General features: G+C 73.9%; 16 protein-coding genes. 6 read left to right on the top strand and 10 right to left on the bottom strand.

The genetic code is table 11. From position 1 onward, the window contains the following. The 5 genes from panD (at position 1) to IE330_RS15225 (ending at position 5,046) form a co-directional block, all read left to right on the top strand. On the top strand, positions 1–438 hold the full coding sequence (gene panD / locus IE330_RS15245) for an aspartate 1-decarboxylase (protein WP_190136534.1): 438 nt from the start codon (positions 1–3) through the stop codon (positions 436–438). Beyond that, positions 435–1,796, top strand: a complete 1,362-nt coding sequence (locus IE330_RS15240) for a DUF6002 family protein (RefSeq protein WP_190136533.1) — start codon at positions 435–437, stop codon at positions 1,794–1,796. The genes panD and IE330_RS15240 overlap by 4 nt, the downstream gene beginning before the upstream one ends. A 65-nt stretch (positions 1,797–1,861) precedes the next feature. After that, positions 1,862–3,067, top strand: a complete 1,206-nt coding sequence (locus IE330_RS15235) for a GNAT family N-acetyltransferase (RefSeq protein ID WP_190136532.1) — start codon at positions 1,862–1,864, stop codon at positions 3,065–3,067. Then, positions 3,064–4,176 carry a potassium transporter TrkA gene (locus IE330_RS15230; protein ID WP_190136531.1) on the top strand — a complete coding sequence of 371 codons (1,113 nt, stop codon included), beginning with the start codon at positions 3,064–3,066 and terminating at the stop codon, positions 4,174–4,176. The genes IE330_RS15235 and IE330_RS15230 overlap by 4 nt, the downstream gene beginning before the upstream one ends. Positions 4,177–4,212: 36 nt before the next feature. Next, positions 4,213–5,046, top strand: coding sequence for a methyltransferase domain-containing protein (locus IE330_RS15225; RefSeq protein ID WP_190136530.1), 834 nt, complete (start codon positions 4,213–4,215; stop codon positions 5,044–5,046). Positions 5,047–5,171: 125 nt separating this feature from the next. On the opposite strand, the gene IE330_RS15220 is transcribed toward IE330_RS15225, so the two are convergent. Next, entirely contained in the window at positions 5,172–6,329 is a 1,158-nt protein-coding gene (locus IE330_RS15220; protein WP_229925658.1) for an alkene reductase, read from the bottom strand. After that, positions 6,326–6,751, bottom strand: a complete 426-nt coding sequence (locus IE330_RS15215) for a RidA family protein (RefSeq protein ID WP_190136529.1) — start codon at positions 6,749–6,751, stop codon at positions 6,326–6,328. The genes IE330_RS15220 and IE330_RS15215 overlap by 4 nt, the downstream gene beginning before the upstream one ends. 143 nt (positions 6,752–6,894) lie before the next feature. Between IE330_RS15215 and IE330_RS15210 the strand changes: the two genes are divergently transcribed. Then, the gene (locus IE330_RS15210) at positions 6,895–7,491 is read left to right on the top strand and encodes a TetR/AcrR family transcriptional regulator (RefSeq protein WP_190136528.1); all 597 of its coding nucleotides are present in this window, start codon (positions 6,895–6,897) and stop codon (positions 7,489–7,491) included. A 92-nt stretch (positions 7,492–7,583) separates the two neighbouring features. Here the strand turns inward: IE330_RS15210 and IE330_RS15205 are convergent, their stop codons facing one another. The 8 genes from IE330_RS15205 to asnB form a co-directional block, all read right to left on the bottom strand. Further along, positions 7,584–7,928 (bottom strand): hypothetical protein, encoded by a 345-nt coding sequence (locus tag IE330_RS15205; protein ID WP_190136527.1) that lies wholly within the window; start codon positions 7,926–7,928, stop codon positions 7,584–7,586. Between the two features lie 146 nt (positions 7,929–8,074). Further along, positions 8,075–8,791: a thioesterase II family protein gene (locus IE330_RS15200; protein ID WP_190136526.1), complete on the bottom strand. Its 717-nt coding sequence runs from the start codon at positions 8,789–8,791 to the stop codon at positions 8,075–8,077. 53 nt (positions 8,792–8,844) lie between these two features. Further along, positions 8,845–10,125 carry an APC family permease gene (locus IE330_RS15195; RefSeq protein WP_190136525.1) on the bottom strand — a complete coding sequence of 427 codons (1,281 nt, stop codon included), beginning with the start codon at positions 10,123–10,125 and terminating at the stop codon, positions 8,845–8,847. Beyond that, entirely contained in the window at positions 10,122–10,853 is a 732-nt protein-coding gene (locus tag IE330_RS15190; protein ID WP_190136524.1) for an alpha/beta fold hydrolase, read from the bottom strand. Before IE330_RS15190 ends, IE330_RS15195 begins: the two co-directional genes overlap by 4 nt. Then, positions 10,850–12,085 carry a cytochrome P450 gene (locus IE330_RS15185; protein WP_190136523.1) on the bottom strand — a complete coding sequence of 412 codons (1,236 nt, stop codon included), beginning with the start codon at positions 12,083–12,085 and terminating at the stop codon, positions 10,850–10,852. The genes IE330_RS15190 and IE330_RS15185 overlap by 4 nt, the downstream gene beginning before the upstream one ends. Then, on the bottom strand, positions 12,069–12,305 hold the full coding sequence (locus IE330_RS15180) for an acyl carrier protein (RefSeq protein WP_190136522.1): 237 nt from the start codon (positions 12,303–12,305) through the stop codon (positions 12,069–12,071). The genes IE330_RS15185 and IE330_RS15180 overlap by 17 nt, the downstream gene beginning before the upstream one ends. After that, positions 12,302–13,828 carry an AMP-binding protein gene (locus IE330_RS15175; protein WP_190136521.1) on the bottom strand — a complete coding sequence of 509 codons (1,527 nt, stop codon included), beginning with the start codon at positions 13,826–13,828 and terminating at the stop codon, positions 12,302–12,304. Before IE330_RS15175 ends, IE330_RS15180 begins: the two co-directional genes overlap by 4 nt. Continuing rightward, the gene (gene asnB, locus IE330_RS15170; RefSeq protein WP_190136520.1) at positions 13,825–15,603 is read right to left on the bottom strand and encodes an asparagine synthase (glutamine-hydrolyzing); all 1,779 of its coding nucleotides are present in this window, start codon (positions 15,601–15,603) and stop codon (positions 13,825–13,827) included. Before asnB ends, IE330_RS15175 begins: the two co-directional genes overlap by 4 nt.

Raw genomic sequence — 15,603 nt, 5'->3', positions numbered from 1 at the left:
GTGCACCGCACCATGCTCCACGCGAAGATCCACCGCGCCACCGTCACCCAGGCCGACCTGCACTACGTCGGTTCCCTCACCCTGGACCGCGATCTGATGGACGCCGCCGGCGTGCTGCCCGGCGAACAGGTCGACATCGTCGACATCAACAACGGCAACCGGCTGACCACATACGTCATCGAAGGCGCCCGCGGCAGCGGCGTGGTGGGCATCAACGGCGCCGCCGCCCGCCTGATATCCGTCGGCGACCTGGTGATCGTCATCGCGTACGCCACGGTCAGCGACGAGGAGGCGCGGGCGCTGCGGCCGCGCATCGTCTTCGTCGACCGGCACAACCACCCGCTGGACACCGGCGCCGACCCCGCGCACGTACCGGCCGAGGCGGACGCCGCGGCGCTGATCCGGGGCGACCACCTGCTCGAGGGAGCCGCCTCATGACCTCGGTACTGCCTCCCACGACCACGGCCGGCCGGTGCGAAGTGCCCGCGGCCCTCTCCCACTACCACGACGAACTGCGGCGCGTGCTCCAGGAGACCGCGAGCCGGGCGCGCACCGAACCCGAGGCCTTCGCGCCCGCCTGGGAACTGCCGGACCCCGGCCCCGCGCTGGACGCGTTCTTCGCCCCCAGCACGATCAGCGCACACCCCCTGACGGAGTATCAGGGCCGTCGCGTGGACCTGCTGCACCTCATGCACAACCCGCGCACCCGCACCACCAAGACGTACGCCTCCCTGCTGATCGTCGCCCGTGCGGTCGCGCACATCGAGCGCACCGGGGAGCGGGTCGTCATCATCACCCCCTCCAGCGCCAACAAGGCGACCGCGCTGCGGGACGCGGTGCTGCGCGCCCACGAGTGCGGGCTCGCCACCCCCGAGACCCTCGGGATCACCTGCGTGGTCCCCCTCTCCTCGCGCGGCAAGCTGTGGCGCTCCCCCCTGTCCGACGACCCGGAGCTGCGCCGGGCCAATCCACTGACCGTGCTCGACACGGCCGAGCCGGGCCGGGTCAAGGAGCTCGCCAGAACCGTCACCGGCACGCTGTCCGCCACCTTGCACCGGGACCACGGGGTGCGGCTGTGGCACTCGCTGGAACTGCTCAACTACGCCGTCGCCGACACCGCGCGCGCCCTCTTCGAACGCGACCGGCTGCCCGCCGGCCCCCGGCTGCACGCCCACGCCGTCTCCAGTGCCTTCGGGCTGCTCGGGCACTTCCACGGGCAGCAGTACCTCACCGGCCAGGACTGGCCGGGCACCGCGGCCGGCTACTTCCTCGTCCAGCACCTGGGCACCCCCGACATGGTCTCCAGCCTCTACCACGACCACTTCGACCACCGGCCGAGCTGGACGGAGCGCGACGGACGGCTCGTACAGGACCACGACCCGCACTTCCCGCAGGTCGCCTACGCGCCCGACGAACAACTCGACGCGACGTTCTACACCCGCCGGCCGGCCACCTCCGCGCGCATGAACGAGATCATCCGCCGTCAGGGCGGCGGCGGCATCGTGGTCTCGCTGCCGGAGTGCCTCGAACGCTACCCGGCCGTACGCTCCCTGCTCGCCCCCGCCGGGGTCCACCTGCCCGCCGACCCTCGGCGGCTGCGGGAATGGTCCCTGGTGATGGCGGTGACCGGCGTGCTCAACGCCGTCGACCGCCACCTGGTGGACACCACCGACATCCTCGTCCACGGCTCCGGCTCCTATGCCACCGAGGACTACGAACCGGTGCCCGAGGCGCATCTGCGGCCGGTCGCGGACGCCGCGGATCTGGACCTCGCCCTGCGCGAAGCGGTCCGCTGACGCCACGGCGCGGGGTGTGCCACGGCCGCCGCCCCGCGCCGCTCCCGCCGCACCATGGAGTGCCCTTGCTGTTCGTACCCCGCTCACCCCGGTCGGCCCCGCCCGCCCCGCGCCCGGCGGCCGACGTCGTTCCCGCGCTGCCCGCGCGGCTGCGCTACACCTGGAACAACAGCCCGAACCCGGCCCTGCGTGCCGCCCGCCGCGTCGTCGACGACGCGCCCCCGCGGGTGCGCGCCGTCGTCTCCCGGGAGCGCCACGGCCGCCTGGACATCGCCTACGTCGGACTGCCGGCCGGCCGCGCCAACATCCTGCAACTGCTGGAGCAGCAGCGCGGCGCGCTCGGCATGACCACGGGCCGCCGCGAACACGCCCTGGTGGCCTGGGACGACCTGGCCCGCGGTGCGCTGCCCCCGGCCGACCTGGTGGTCGTCGGCGCCGAGGCCGGCCGCCTGGCGCGGCTCCCGTCGGACCGCTCCGTCACCGCGCCCTTCCGCGTCCACCTCACCGTCGACGTCCCCGCCCGCCTCGACGACCTCGAACAGCGGATCTCCAAACGCGAACGCTGGCAGTTCCGCCGGGACCGCGCCCGCCACGACTGGGCGTGGACGCAGGACGCCACCCCGCGGGCCCTGGAGTTCTTCTACCGGCGCATGCACCTGCCGACCATGGCGACCCGGCACGGCGACCGCAGCAGGACCGAGCCGTGGCCGGTCGCCCGCCACGCCATCCTCCCCCGCGGCACGCTCTTCTTCCTCACCGACGCCGGCCGGCGCGTGGCGGGCGTCCTGTGCCACTGGTCGGCCGACAGGACCACCCTGACCACCCGCCTGCTCGGAGTCCTGGACGGCGACGAGCGCCACTACCGCGACGGCGCCTTCAAGGCGGTCTACCACCACCTGCTGCGCTGGGCCCGCGAACAGGGCGTCCCCCGCGTCGACTTCTACGGCACGGAGGCGTTCGTCAGCAAGGGCATCTTCCAGTGGAAACGCCGCCTCGGCCCCCGCGTCGAGCTGCCGCCCAACCACTTCTCCACCAAGCGCATCCGCCTGTACGCGCGGCGGGACACCCCCGCCCTGCGCGACTTCCTCGTGGCGAACCCCCTGCTCGCCCACCAGCGGGACGGCTCGCTCGCGCCGGTCTACTTCACCGACGAGGAACGCCCGCCGCGGCTCGACCTCAGCGCGCGCTGCCCCGGGCTGCCCGGCCCGCGCACCGTCCCCCTCTCCGCCCTCTTCGACGGCCCGCCGACGCCCGTTTCGGTGACCTCATGACCAGCGACCCGACCCGCCCCTGGACCGTCCTGGGCACCGGGGCGTTCGCCCGGGGCCTGCTGCGTGCCCTGGCCCACCACCCGGGCCGCCTCACCACCGTCCACGTCGTCGGCCGCACACCCGGGCGCGCCCGCGACGTGGCCGCCCTCGCCGCCGGCCACGCGGCACTGTCCGGCACCCGGGTGGCGTTCGTCCCCCACAGCGCCGGCCCCTCGCCCGCCGACCGGCTGCGCCCCCTGCTGCGGGCCCAGCGCCCGGCCCTGCTGGTGGTCTGCGCGTCACCGCAGTCGCCGGGCGAGGCACGCACCCGGGACTCCGACTGGGCCCGGCTGCTGCGCCGGGCGGGCTTCGGCGCCACGCTGCCCCTCCAGGCGGAGTTGGTCCGCGCGTCCGTGCTGGCCTGCGCCGACGCCTCGCCCGGCACGCAGGTGGTCAACGCCTGCTTCCCCGACCTCGTCAACCCCGCTCTGCACGGCGCGGACCTGCCCGTCCTGTGCGGTCTCGGCAACGTCGCCACCCTGGCCACCGGCGTCCGCGCCCAGCTCGGTGTACGCGACGACTCCCGGCTAGCGCTCCTGGCCCACCACGCGCACCTGAGCGCACCGGAGGACCCGCGTGCCGAGGCCGCCGGATGGCTGGACGGCACCCCGCTCACCGGGCTGCGGGACGTGCTCGGCGAGGTCCGGGCGATGCCGCGCGACTTCCTCAACGAACTCGGCGCCCACAGCGCCGTGCCGGCCCTGCACGCCCTCACCGACCCCTCCGCCTCGTACGCGGGTCATCTGCCCGCACCGCACGGGCTGCCGGGCGGCTACCCCGTCCGCATCGAGGGCACCGCCCTCGGCCTGCGGCTGCCGCCGGGGCTCTCCCCCGCCGAGGCCGTCGCGTTCCACCGCGAGCGCGAGCACCTCGACGGCATCGGCCTCGGCGAGGACGGCCTGCTGCGCTTCACCCCCGACACGCACGCCGTCCTGCGCGCATACGGAGCGGACCTCCCCGAGGCGTTCCACCCCACCGCCCTGCCCGACCTGAGCCGACACCTCCTCGACCTGCGCGAACGACTGCGCCGGACCTCCACGTCCGCAGCCCCTGAGAAGGAGAACCCGTGACCACGAAGGAGAACCCGTGACCACGAAGGAGAACCCGTGACCACGTCCCCGCCGACCCCCTCCCCGTACCTCCTCGGAGCCGACGACGAGGAGCGCCGGCGCCTGCTCTTCCAGGCGGAACTGCTGCGGGAGGACACGCACGCCCTGCTCGACCGGCTGCCGCTGAGCGGGGGCGAGAGGGTCCTGGACGTCGGCTGCGGGCCGCTCGGCATCATGGACGCGCTGTCGGCCCGGGTCGGGGAAGCGGGACAGGTCGTGGGCCTGGACGCCGAGCCCCGCATGATCGAGATGGCCCGCCGCACGGTGGCGGAACGGCGCCTGGCCAACGTCTCCCTGGCCACCGCGGACGCGGCGGACACCGGCCTGCCCCGCTCCTCGTTCGACCTGGTGCACACCCGCCTGGTCCTGATGAACGTCCCCCACACCGACGAGGTGCTCGACGAGATGGTCGCCCTGACCACACCCGGCGGCACCGTGGCGGTGCAGGACGTCGACTGGCTCACCCGCGTCTGCGAACCCCCGCACCCCTCCTGGGACCGCCTCGTCACGGCGATAGCGGAGCTCTGGCGCCGCAACGGCATGGACGTCACGCTGGGCCGCCGACTGCCCGGCATGCTGCGCCGACGCGGGCTGGTCGACGTCCGCGTCCGGGCGTCGACCCACGTCTTCCAGCACACGGACCCGTACCAGACCCTGCTGATCGACCGCGCCCGACTGTGCCGGTCGGCGCTCGTCGAGCACGGCCTCATCACCGACGCCGAACTGGACGACCACGTCGGGGCGCTCTCCCGGCACCTCGACGACCCCGACACGCTCGTCGTGCACGCCACCCTGTTCCAGGCGTGGGGGACCCGGCCGGCCACCACGTAGCGCACGGTGCGCACGACAGCGCTTCGCCCCGCCGCGGTGCGGCGGGGCGAAGCGCTCAGAGGCGAGGAGCGGCCGACAGCCTCCCTGCGGGGTCCTGTCCGCGCGCCGCACGGCTCATGCGCCGGTCAGCCGGTCAGGACCTTGAGGTCGTCCGTCGCGGCCGGGTAGTCGATGTACCCCTCCGCTCCTCCCCCGTACAGGTTCTCCGTCGGCGGCCCGGCGAGCGGAATGCCGTGGGCCAGGCGCGCGGGCAGGTCCGGGTTGGTGAGGAACAGGCGGCCGAGGGCGACGACGTCCGCGTGCCCGTCCCGCACCAGCCGCGCCCCCGCTTCGGGGCTGCTCGGCACCGGGCCGTTCGTGTTGGCGACGAGCGTGCCCGACCAGCGGGTCCGCAGGTCCGCGACGGCCCCGTACGCGCCGTTCTCCAGGACGTGCAGATAGGCCAGGCCCAGCGGGTCCAGCGCGTCGGCCAGCGCGCGGTACGTGGTGCGCGCGTCGGCCTCGGCGAGCTGGTTCTCGGCGTTGTCCGGCGAGATGCGCAGGCCCACGCGGTCCGCGCCGACCGCGTCGGCGACCGCCTCGACGACCTCGGTCGCGAACCGCAGCCGGCCGGTGACCGAGCCGCCGTACCCGTCCGTGCGCAGGTTGGTGTTGTCGGCGATGAACTGCTGGACGAGGTAGCCGTTCGCGCCGTGGATCTCCACGCCGTCGAAGCCCGCCTCGATCGCGCGCCGGGCCGCGGCCGCGAAGTCCCGTACGGTCCGGCCGATCTCGGCGACCGTCAGCGCGCGCGGGGTCACGTGGTCGAGCAGCCCGTCCCGGGTGAAGATCTGCCGCCCCTCGATGGCGACGGCCGACGGGGCCACCGGCAGCTCGCCGTCCGGCAGCGTCCGGGGGTGGGTCATCCGGCCCACGTGCCACAACTGGGCGAAGACCGTGCCGCCCTCGGTGTGCACCGCGTCCGTGACCTCCCGCCAGCCACGCGCCTGCGCGTCGGTCACCAGACCCGGGATGCCGGGGCCGCCCTTGGCGAGCGCGTTGACGTACACGCCCTCCGTGATCAGCAGCCCGGCTCCGGCGCGCTGCCGGTAGTACGTCGCCGCGTACGGGCTCGGCACCCCCGTCACGTCGTCGGCGCGGCCCCGCGTCATCGGGGCCATCGCCACCCGGTTCGCCAGCTCGAGGCGCCCCGCCCGGTACGGCTCCAGCAACTCGCGCACCCGCGCGCCCCCTTCCGTCATCCCCGCGTCCCGTACCCGTCCCGTCACGACCCCGGCGCTCACGCGGCGCTCCGGTCGAGCGCGATGACCTCGACCTCGATCTGCCAGTCGGGCCGGGCCAGCGAGACGACCTCGACGAGGGTGTCGGCGGGGTAGGGCTCGGCCAGGAACTCGCCGCGCAGGGTGATCACGTGCGGCAGGTTCGTCGCCATGTCCCGTACGAAGATGCCGACCTTGACCACGTCCGCGAAGGTCAGGCCGGCCGCCTCCAGCACCCGTCCGACGTTCCTGAACGCCTGCCGCCCCTGCGCCAGGAACCCGCCCTCGACGGTCGTCCCGTCCTCCTCGAAGCCCGCCTGCCCGGACACGTACACGAAGCCCCCGGCCCGGACGGCCTGCGATATCCGGTACGGCGCGTACCAGTCGGGCGTGGTGGCGACCTTCTCGACGCGCTCCGCGGTGGCCGCGCTCTCGTTGCTGGACATGCCTCTCCCCTGTGTCGGCGGGCACCGGGACGGCCCCGCTGGACGGCGTTACGAAACGTTTCGTAACGTCACTGGACGGTAGACCGCCCCGCGCGCTCTGTCAAAACGAAACGTAACGTCACGCGAGAGGTAGAGTGAGGCCCATGACCCCCGACCCGAACAGTGAACGACGCAGTGAGCGCGCCCGCCGGGCGATCCTCGACGCGGCGTTCGACCTGGTGAGCCGCAAGGGCTTCGCCAAGCTCACCATCGAGGCCATCGCCGCCCAGGCAGGCGTGGGCAAGCCCACGATCTACCGCTGGTGGCGCTCCAAGGGCGCGGTGGTGCTGGAGGCGATGAGGGAGGAGCTCGGGGACGACTTCGCCTTCCCCGACACCGGTGACATCGCCGCCGACCTCACCACCCAGATCACGGCGGTGAGCCGGCGGCTGGTCACCGGCAGGATGAGCGAGGCCTTCAAGGGCGTCATGGGCGAGGCCCAGAACGACCCCGCGCTGATGAAGGAGTTCCGCGAAACGATCCTCGAGCCCAGCATCGCGGAGTGCCGGGCCCGCCTGGCTTCCGCCGTCGCCGCCGGGCAGCTCCGCGCCGACGTGCCCACCGACGTGATGGTCGACCTCTTCTACGCGCCGATCCACTACCGGCACTTCCTGGGCTTCGGCGACGACGCGGTCAGGCGCAGCGCCGATCTGGTCCAGGAGGTCCTGCTCGGCCTGCGGCCCCGGCCGGACGCGGGGTGACCGGCGGCGGTCCGGCCCTCGCCCCGTGAGCCGCCCGGGGACGGGCCGCGGCCGCCGCGAGCCGCCCCCGTCACCGGCTCACAGGGGGCGGCTCACTCCTCCGGCTCGGAGAACTCCCGGGCAAGGGCGCGCAGCCTCTCCGCGGCCGCCTCGCCCTCGGCGGCGCCGAGGGTCGACCCCGGCATGCGGCTCAGGCGTTCCAGTTCCTCCGCGAGACGCAGGTGCTCGCGCCGCGCGTACGTACGGCAGGCGAGGCAGGTGACGCGGTCCGGGCGCGCGGAGGTCATGGCGCGCGGCACCCGCAGCCCGCACCCCGCGGTGACGACGCTCGGCAGGTCACCGACCAGGCCGAACGTGGACGCCATCATGTCGCGGACGGCGGCGTCGCTCCGGACCAGCTTCGACTCGACGTGGATGTGCGGATCCATCCCGGTCATGGGCCCTCCCCGCCTCGGCGACCGGACCGACCGGGGTGCCGCCGCTCGGCAGCACCCCGCGGGGCCAGTCTGTCACGCGCCCCAAGGGCCCTTGCTCCGCGGGCGGATCGCACGCCCGGGGCGTCGGGCTCCCCCGGCCGTCGGCGTCAGGCGTCCGCCGTCTCCCGGACGCGTCGCAGCCAGGAGACGCAGTCGGGAGAGCCCAGCAGGTCGGAGTGGCCGCCCGGGAAGGTGTGCCTGGTGAAGGGGCCGGTGGTGGTGTGCTGCCACGCGGCGATCGTGTCGTCCGTCGTCAGCGGGTCCTCGGTGCCGCGTGCCGCAAGGACGGGGCAGCGCAGCCCGGGGGCCGTCCCGGGGGTGAACTGCCGCAGCAGGCGCAGGTCTTGGGCCGCGGTCTCGGCGACGACGGCGCGCCACTCGTCCGAGGGGGCCCCGGCCAGGACGCGGGGGTCGACCCGGTCGAGGTAGGCCGCCGCCTCCGCCGGGCCCGCGGCGGCCTGCTCCAGCACCCGCAGCAGGCCGGGCCCGGCGGCGCCCGCCACCGCCAGCGCGGCCACCTGGACGCCCGCCTCGCCCAGGCGCACCGCCGTGGCGTAGGCGACGTACGCGCCGTAGCTGTGGCCGAACAGCAGGGGACGTACGGCGGACCGGCGGCGGATCTGGTCGGCGCAGGCCCGGACCACCGCGTCGAAGGAGGTGGCCGGTTCGCCGAAGTCCCGGCCGAGCCGCCCGGGATAGCGCACCGGCCGGGACGACCGGCCCAGCGCCTCCGTGAGCGGACCGAACTCGGCGCCGAAGGAACCGGCCCCGGGGAAGAAGACGGTCACGCCGTCGCCGCTGTCCAGGTTGTCGCTGTTGTCCATGAGGGCCTCCGTAGCTCCGTAGCTCCGTGGTTCGCGTTCGTCGCCGACGGCCCTCACCGGTCCGCGCTCTCGTACTCGGGCTCCCGGGTCGGCGGGCGCCGGGCGAGGGTGGCGGTCGCCAGCCAGACGGCGGCGAACAGGGCCCAGCACGCCCACATGGGCGGTCCCGCGAGGACGGTCACGGCGACCACCGTGACGGCGCACAGCACGGTGACCACCCTGGGGGTGGCGCCGGGCCCGGCCAGCTTCGCGTACGAGGCCGCGCCCAGGCCGTAGAGGACGAAGTAGATGCCGCCGGACAGCACGAAGAGCAGCTCGAACGACATGACGCCGGTCGAGCCGAGCACCGCGATGAGGACCAGGACGGCGCCGACCACCAGCACGGACGTCACCGGGTTGCTGTCCCGGTGGCGTACCTGGGCCAGCGGTTTCGGCAGGTAGCCGCTGCGGGCCATGCCGAACACCAGCCGGGACAGGGCGAGGACCGAGGCGCACACGTTCGCGGCGATGGCGGCGACGACCAGCGCCAGCGTCACCGGCCGGCCCAGGTCCCCCAGCGAGCGCTCCGCGAGGCGCAGCAGCGGGGCGTCGTCCAGGGCCTCGTCGCCGGGGGACACCGCGCTGAACAGGCCGAGCAGCACGAGGCCGTACAGGGCCACCACGATGACGTAGGAGGCGGCGAAGATGCGCGGGATGGCGTCCGGGCGCTTGTGTTCCTCGAAGGTGAAGGCCACGGTCTCCCAGCCGGTGAAGGCGACGTAGACGGCGGTGAGCACGCTGCCGAACTCCCCGAGGCGGGGCAGGTCGGCGCTCGGGGCCTCGACGCCGTGGGTGCCGAGCGCGACCAGCGCGGTGCAGGTGACCAGCGCGAACAGGCCGAGCACCAGGGCGACCTGGACCTTGCCGGACACGTTCGCGCCCAGGCAGCCGATGAGGGTGGCGGCGGCCAGGACGGCGATCGGGAAGAGCCAGGCCAGGCTCGGCACGCCGGCGAACTGGGCGACGTAGCGTCCGCCGGTGATGGCGGTCGCCGGGATGCCCGCGACCAGCGCGAGGGTGGCGAGGAGGCCGGAGGACCGCCCGACGGGCCGGCCGAAGGCGACCTCGGAGTAGTGGGCGACGCCGGACGCCGAGGGGTGGCGGCGGCCGAGCCAGGCGTAGCAGTACAGCAGCGGGATGACCGACACGGCGGCGACGGCCCAGGGCAGCCACGCGGAGCGGCCCAGCTCCTGGTAGCTGGTGCCGGGCAGGATCATCATGCCGCTGCCGAGGATGGTGGACAGCGCGAGGAAGGTGCCGACGGTGCCGCCCAGTGACTTCTGCAGTCCGCTCACGCCACCTCCTCCTCGGCGGGGGTGATGGCGAGCACCCCGGCGAGGGCGCGGCCGAGGGCGGCGCTCTGGGCCGGGTCCAGGCTGTGCCCGCCGGGGACGACCGTCAGGCGGAACTCCCCCGACACGCGCCGCGCCCAGGCGGCGCAGCGTTCGGTGGGGATGAACCGGTCGTCCCGTCCGCACAGCGCGTGCAGGTCGGTGAGGCGGTCGCCGGGGGCGAGCCGCTCGGCGAGGCGGTCGGCCACCGCGGCGTCGCCGCGCAGGCCGTGCGCGATCTCCGCCAGCATGTCCTCGTCGTCGAGTAACTCCGCCGGGAAGCCGTCGTGGGCGAGTACCCGGGCGATCTCGGGGTCGGTGAGCTGTGACATCGTCGGTATGCGTCCTGAGGAGTCGGGGCAGGGGGTGTTGACGACTAGTACCCCGGTCGGCCGGACACCCCTCATGTCGAGGGCCGGTTGCAGGCGGACGGCGGACAGGCCGCCCATGGAGTGCCCGGCGAGGACGATCCGGCGGGCGCCGCGGTGGTCCGCGGCGCGCCGGATCTCCTCGACGGTCCGCTCCTGCCACCGGCCCGAGTCGAGGTCGGCCACGGATGCGGCGTTCGGCAGGGCCAGTGCGGTCAGGCCGTGGCGGGCGGCGGCGTCCCGCAGCAGGGTGAGGGTGGTGCCGCCGCCCCCGGCGGCCGGGAAGCAGACGCACAGGTCCTGGCCGGTGGTGGCGGTGCTCACGGCGCGCCGAATACCTTGGCGTCGACCACCTCGACCTGGAGTTCGGTCAGGCCGAGCATGAAGTTCGAGCGCAGTCGGCGGGGCGGTGCGGTCACCGCGAACGCCTTGTCCCAGGCGGCCAGTTCCTCGACGAAGGTCTGGATCTCCAGGGTGGCGGCGGGGGCGCCGACGCAGCGGTGCACACCGGCGCCGAAGGCGAGCTGCTTGTTGTCGGCGCGGTCGATCAGGAACGTGTCGGGGCGGTCGAAGACCTCGGGGTCCCGGTTGGCCGACATGTTCCACAGGGTGACGAAGCTGCCGGCGGGGACGACGTGCCCGCCGACCTCGAAGTCCGCCACGGCGAGCCGCTGGACGTAGCTGTTGGTGGAGGTCCAGCGCAGGAACTCCTGGGTGGCCACGTCGCAGCCGACGTCGCCGTCGGCCACCTTGCGCCACTGCTCGCGTTCCCCGTCGATGGTGTGGACGGTCAGGCTGGCGGTGTGCGGGGTGGTCTCGTTGCCGCCGACGGCGATGTTCAGGCCGTTGAGCACGGCGACGTCGCGGGGCATCGTGCCGTCGGCCACGCACCGGGCGAGGAAGCCGATCATGTCGTCGGCCTGCCCGGTGCCGAGCCGGTGCCCGATCAGGTCGTCGATGAACTCCAGGACCTCGAGCTGCGCGTCGACGAGGGTGTCCAGCGGGGAGTGCCCGGCGTACACCTCGTCGCGGTAGCCGATCATCGTGCGGGTGGCTTCCAGCAGGTGGTGGGCGTCCTTGGGGCCGATGCCGAACAGCACCTCCAGGACGCCCTTGGGCAGCTCCGGCGCCACGACGGCGCTGAAGTCGAGCCGGTCGCCCACCGACAGCTTGCCGAGCGCGTCGTGGAGGTTGCGGCGCACCGCGCGCCCGACCCTGGCGAGCATCTCCCGGCTGAACCCGCTCGTCTTGACCGGCTTGCGGAGGGCGGTGTGCGCGGGCTGGTCGGTGACGATGAGCATGCGGCCGGACGCCGAGTCCTTCTGCGGCAGGTAGGAGCCGTCGACCATCGTCCCGTACGCGGAGCTGAGCCGCTGGTGGTCGACGTAGGCCGTGTAGACGTCGGCGTACCGGGTCAGGGCGTAGAACTCGTAGCCGTCGTCGCGGCGGTGCACGGAGACCGGGTGGTCGGCGCGCAGGCCGGCCAGGTAGGTCCACGGGTCGTCGTCGGCGAAGAACTCCGGCGAGTACAGCGGGCTGTCATCGACGACCAGCATGGGTGCCTCCGATCAGGTCGGCTATCCGTGCCGGGGTGCGGCCCTCGAAGAAGACGTGGCCGGGCACCTTGATCCCGGTCCGTTCCTTCAGCAGGGCGCGGCACCGCAGCACGGCCAGGGAGTCGACGCCGGCGGTGAAGATGTCCGTGTCGTGGGCGAGGTCGCGGTTGAGCACCGTGCGTACGCAGTCGGTGATGGCAGCGGGTGAGATGTCCGTCATGTCTCCTCGGCCTTGTCTGTGGTTCGGTAGTGGTCCATGAGGGTGGGGACGTCGACCTTGCCGCCGGCCCGGACCGGGTACCGGTCCACGAGGCTGATGCCGATGGCGGTCGAGAAGTCCTGGACGACGGTCTCGATCCGCGTCCGGGTGGCCGGGTCCCCGAGGGTGGCCGGGTCGGTGCGGACGAAGGCCACGGTGTGCCGTTCGCCCTGCACCACCCGGCAGTCGCGCACCCGGGGCAGGGCGGTGACCCGCTGCTCCAGGGCGGCGGTGTCGACGCGCATGCCGTTCACCTTGACCTCGCCGTCGAGCCGCCCGGCGAACACGAGGTCGCCGTCGCCGTCGGTACGCACCAGGTCCCCGGTGCGGTACGACGGCCGGCCCCGCTCGTCGTGGAAGCGGTGGGTGAGGACGCCGTCGTCGAGGTAGCCCAGGCAGACGAAGGGTCCGGTGACGACGAGTTCGCGGGTGCCGGGCGGCCCGTCGTCCGCGGGGCGCAGGACCTGCCGGCACCCCTGCAGTGGTCGGCCGATGGGTACGGCCGGAGCGGTGAGGTCCTCGGGCAGCCGGTAGTGGTGCGTGGCGAAGGTGGCCTCGGTCGGCCCGTACAGGTTGACGAAGGCGTGGCGCAGGCCCGCCTGCCGGGCCTGCCGGTACGTCGACACGCGGAACTGCTCGCCGCCGCTGAACAGCCAGGGGATGTCCGCGACGGCCTCGGGCAGCACCTCGACGACCGTGGCGAGGACCGCGGCGGGCAGCAGCAGGCGGCTGATGCCGTAGGTCCGCGCGAGGCCGGGCCAGGCGAAGACGTCGTCGTTGACGTGGGGCAGGCACACGACTCTCCCGCCCCTCGCCACCGTGCGCCAGGTGTCGAACCACCAGCCGTCGTAGGTGGGGGTGGCGAAGCTGCCGGCCGTGAGCCGCCCGCCGGGCGCGGGCACGTCCAGGTCCCGGCAGGCGAAGAGGGCCAGCAGGTTGTGGCGGCCGACGGCGACGGCCTTGCGGCTGCCGGTGCTGCCGGAGGTGTAGTTGACGGCCACGACCTCGTCGGGGAGCGGTTCCGCGCGCGGCCGGTGCGGGGACCGGGCGGCGGGCTCGACCGACGGGTGCGGGTCCGCCGACACGGTGAGCACGAGGTCGGGCCGGATGCGGTCGAACTCGCGCTCGGTGAGCCGGTGGTCGTCGGCGACGGCCACGGAGCCGGCCCGCCAGGCGCCGAGCTGGCCCGCGAAGCAGCCGAGTCTGCTCCGGGACCGGATGACGACCACGCGGGCCGGGCCGTGCGCGCGGACGCCCGCCTCGACCGCCGCGGCGAGTCGTCCGACCTCCGCCCCGCTGTACTCGGTGCCGTCCTCGACCCACATGGTGTCCGGCGAGGACCAGCGGCGGCCGTGCAGCAGTTCGTGCCAGGCGTCCGTCGTGCGCGCACCGGTCACAGGTGTGTCCGCGCGCGTACCGGTCACAGGTGTGTCCGTCGTGGACGGGTCCGTCGTGGACGGGTCCGTCGTGCGCGGGTCGCTCATGAGCGCAGTCCCAACTCGTCGATGATCGCGCTGATGCTGATGAGGCTCAGCCGGACGTCCCACTTGTCGGGCGTGGTGTCGGCGTCCAGGGCGTCCAGCGCGTCGGGGCGGAAGACGCCGCAGGCCGCGACGAGGTCCCGCCAGCGCGACAGGGTCCGCCCGTCGGCCGTGTCGGCGAGTCCGTACGCCGTGAAGCCCTGTTTGGCGCGGTGCAGGATGCGGTCGGGCACGATGCCGGCGTAGGCCTCCTTCAGGCAGACCTTGCCCTCGAAGTCGGCCGTCTTCCGCTCGTCGGGGACGCCCAGCGCCAGGTCGACGACGGGGTTGCCGAGGAAGGGGTAGCGGCCCTCCACCGAGTTCGCCATGAGCATCATGTCGCCGTGGTCGCCGAGCAGGTGCCCGCCGAGCTGCACGTACACGTCGGCGATCGACCGGAGCTGCATCCGGGTCAGGGAGGCGGTCTCCTCGTCGTCGAAGGGGATCAGCCGGTCGCGCCAGTACTCGCGGCCGGTCAGGGCCTCGCGTGCCTGCGGGGAGAGGCAGAGGTCGCGGCGGCGGGCCGTCCTCGCGCGGTCGGTCTCCCAGGCGAAGTCGGCCCTGCCCCAGGCCTGTTCGTTCTCGGCGTGCCGCTCGGGGGGTGTGCGGCGGGCGCCGTCGAACGCGTAGGAGTCGTAGCCGAAGAACAGCTCGTCGGCGCCCTCGCCGGAGATCACGCCCTTCAGGCCGGTGAGCCGGACCTGGCGGGAGAGCATCAGGGCCGCGACGTTGTACGTCTCGCGCTGCGGGTAGCAGCAGTGGCGCACCATGTCCTCGAACTCGGCGGCGACGTGGGCGGGGCCGCAGCGGACCTGGTGGTGCTCGCTGCCCACGGCGTCGGCGACCTCGCGCTGGAACCGCCCTTCGTCGAGGGTGACGTCGTCGAAGAGCACGGAGAACGTCCGGGCGGGCTTCTCCCGGGCCCGGGCCGCTTCCAGCACGAGCGTGCTGGAGTCGAAGCCGCCGCTGAGGTAGGCGCCGATCTCGACGTCCGCGCGCAGCCGGTCCGTGACCGCCCGGCCCACCGCTTCGCGGATCTCCTCCCCGGTGGTGGGGCGGTCCGTCTCGCGGAAGTCCCCGTACCGCCAGTAGCGCACGGTCTCGGGAGGCCGGTCGGGGCCGAAGCGGACCACGCAGCCGGGCGGTACGGCGCGCACGTCCTCGACCAGGGTCCGCGGCGCGACGATGTTGCCGAGCGCCAGGTACTGGTCGACGGCGCCGAGGTCGAGCCGCCAGGGGTGCGGCACACCGCGCACGAGCGGTTTGAGCTCGGAGCAGAAGTGCACGTGGGTGCCGAGCACGGCGTAGAACAGGGGGCAGATGCCGAAGCGGTCCCGGCCCAGGTGGAGGCTGTCGTCGGCCCGGTCGTGGATGACGGTGGCGAACTGCCCGTCGACGCGGGCCAGGCCCGCGGGCCCGTGGCGGGCGAACAGCTCGGGCAGCACGGCGACGTCGACCCGGTTGTCGGCCGGGCCGCCGCCGAGCTGGGCGCGCAGTTCGGCGGCGTTGTAGATCTCGCCGTTGGTCAGGGCCGCGTACCGGCCGCTGTGGTCCTCGGCCGGCTGCCAGCCGTCCTTGAGCGCGGTCATCCCGAGCCGGCCGAGCTTCGCGGAGAGGACGGGCGTGTTCAGGGAGTAGGTCTCGTCCGGGCCGCGGTGGACGAGCCGGGCGTGCATCGCCGCGGCGAAGGACCGGTCGAGGGTTTTGTCCGGGGCGTAGGTCCCGCACAGGCCGCACAT

It is taken from the genome of Streptomyces longispororuber (assembly GCF_014656095.1).
Classification (GTDB): domain Bacteria; phylum Actinomycetota; class Actinomycetes; order Streptomycetales; family Streptomycetaceae; genus Streptomyces; species Streptomyces longispororuber.
The sequence above is the reverse complement of the archived record's forward strand: the minus strand, read 5'-3'. Positions and strand labels throughout refer to the sequence as shown.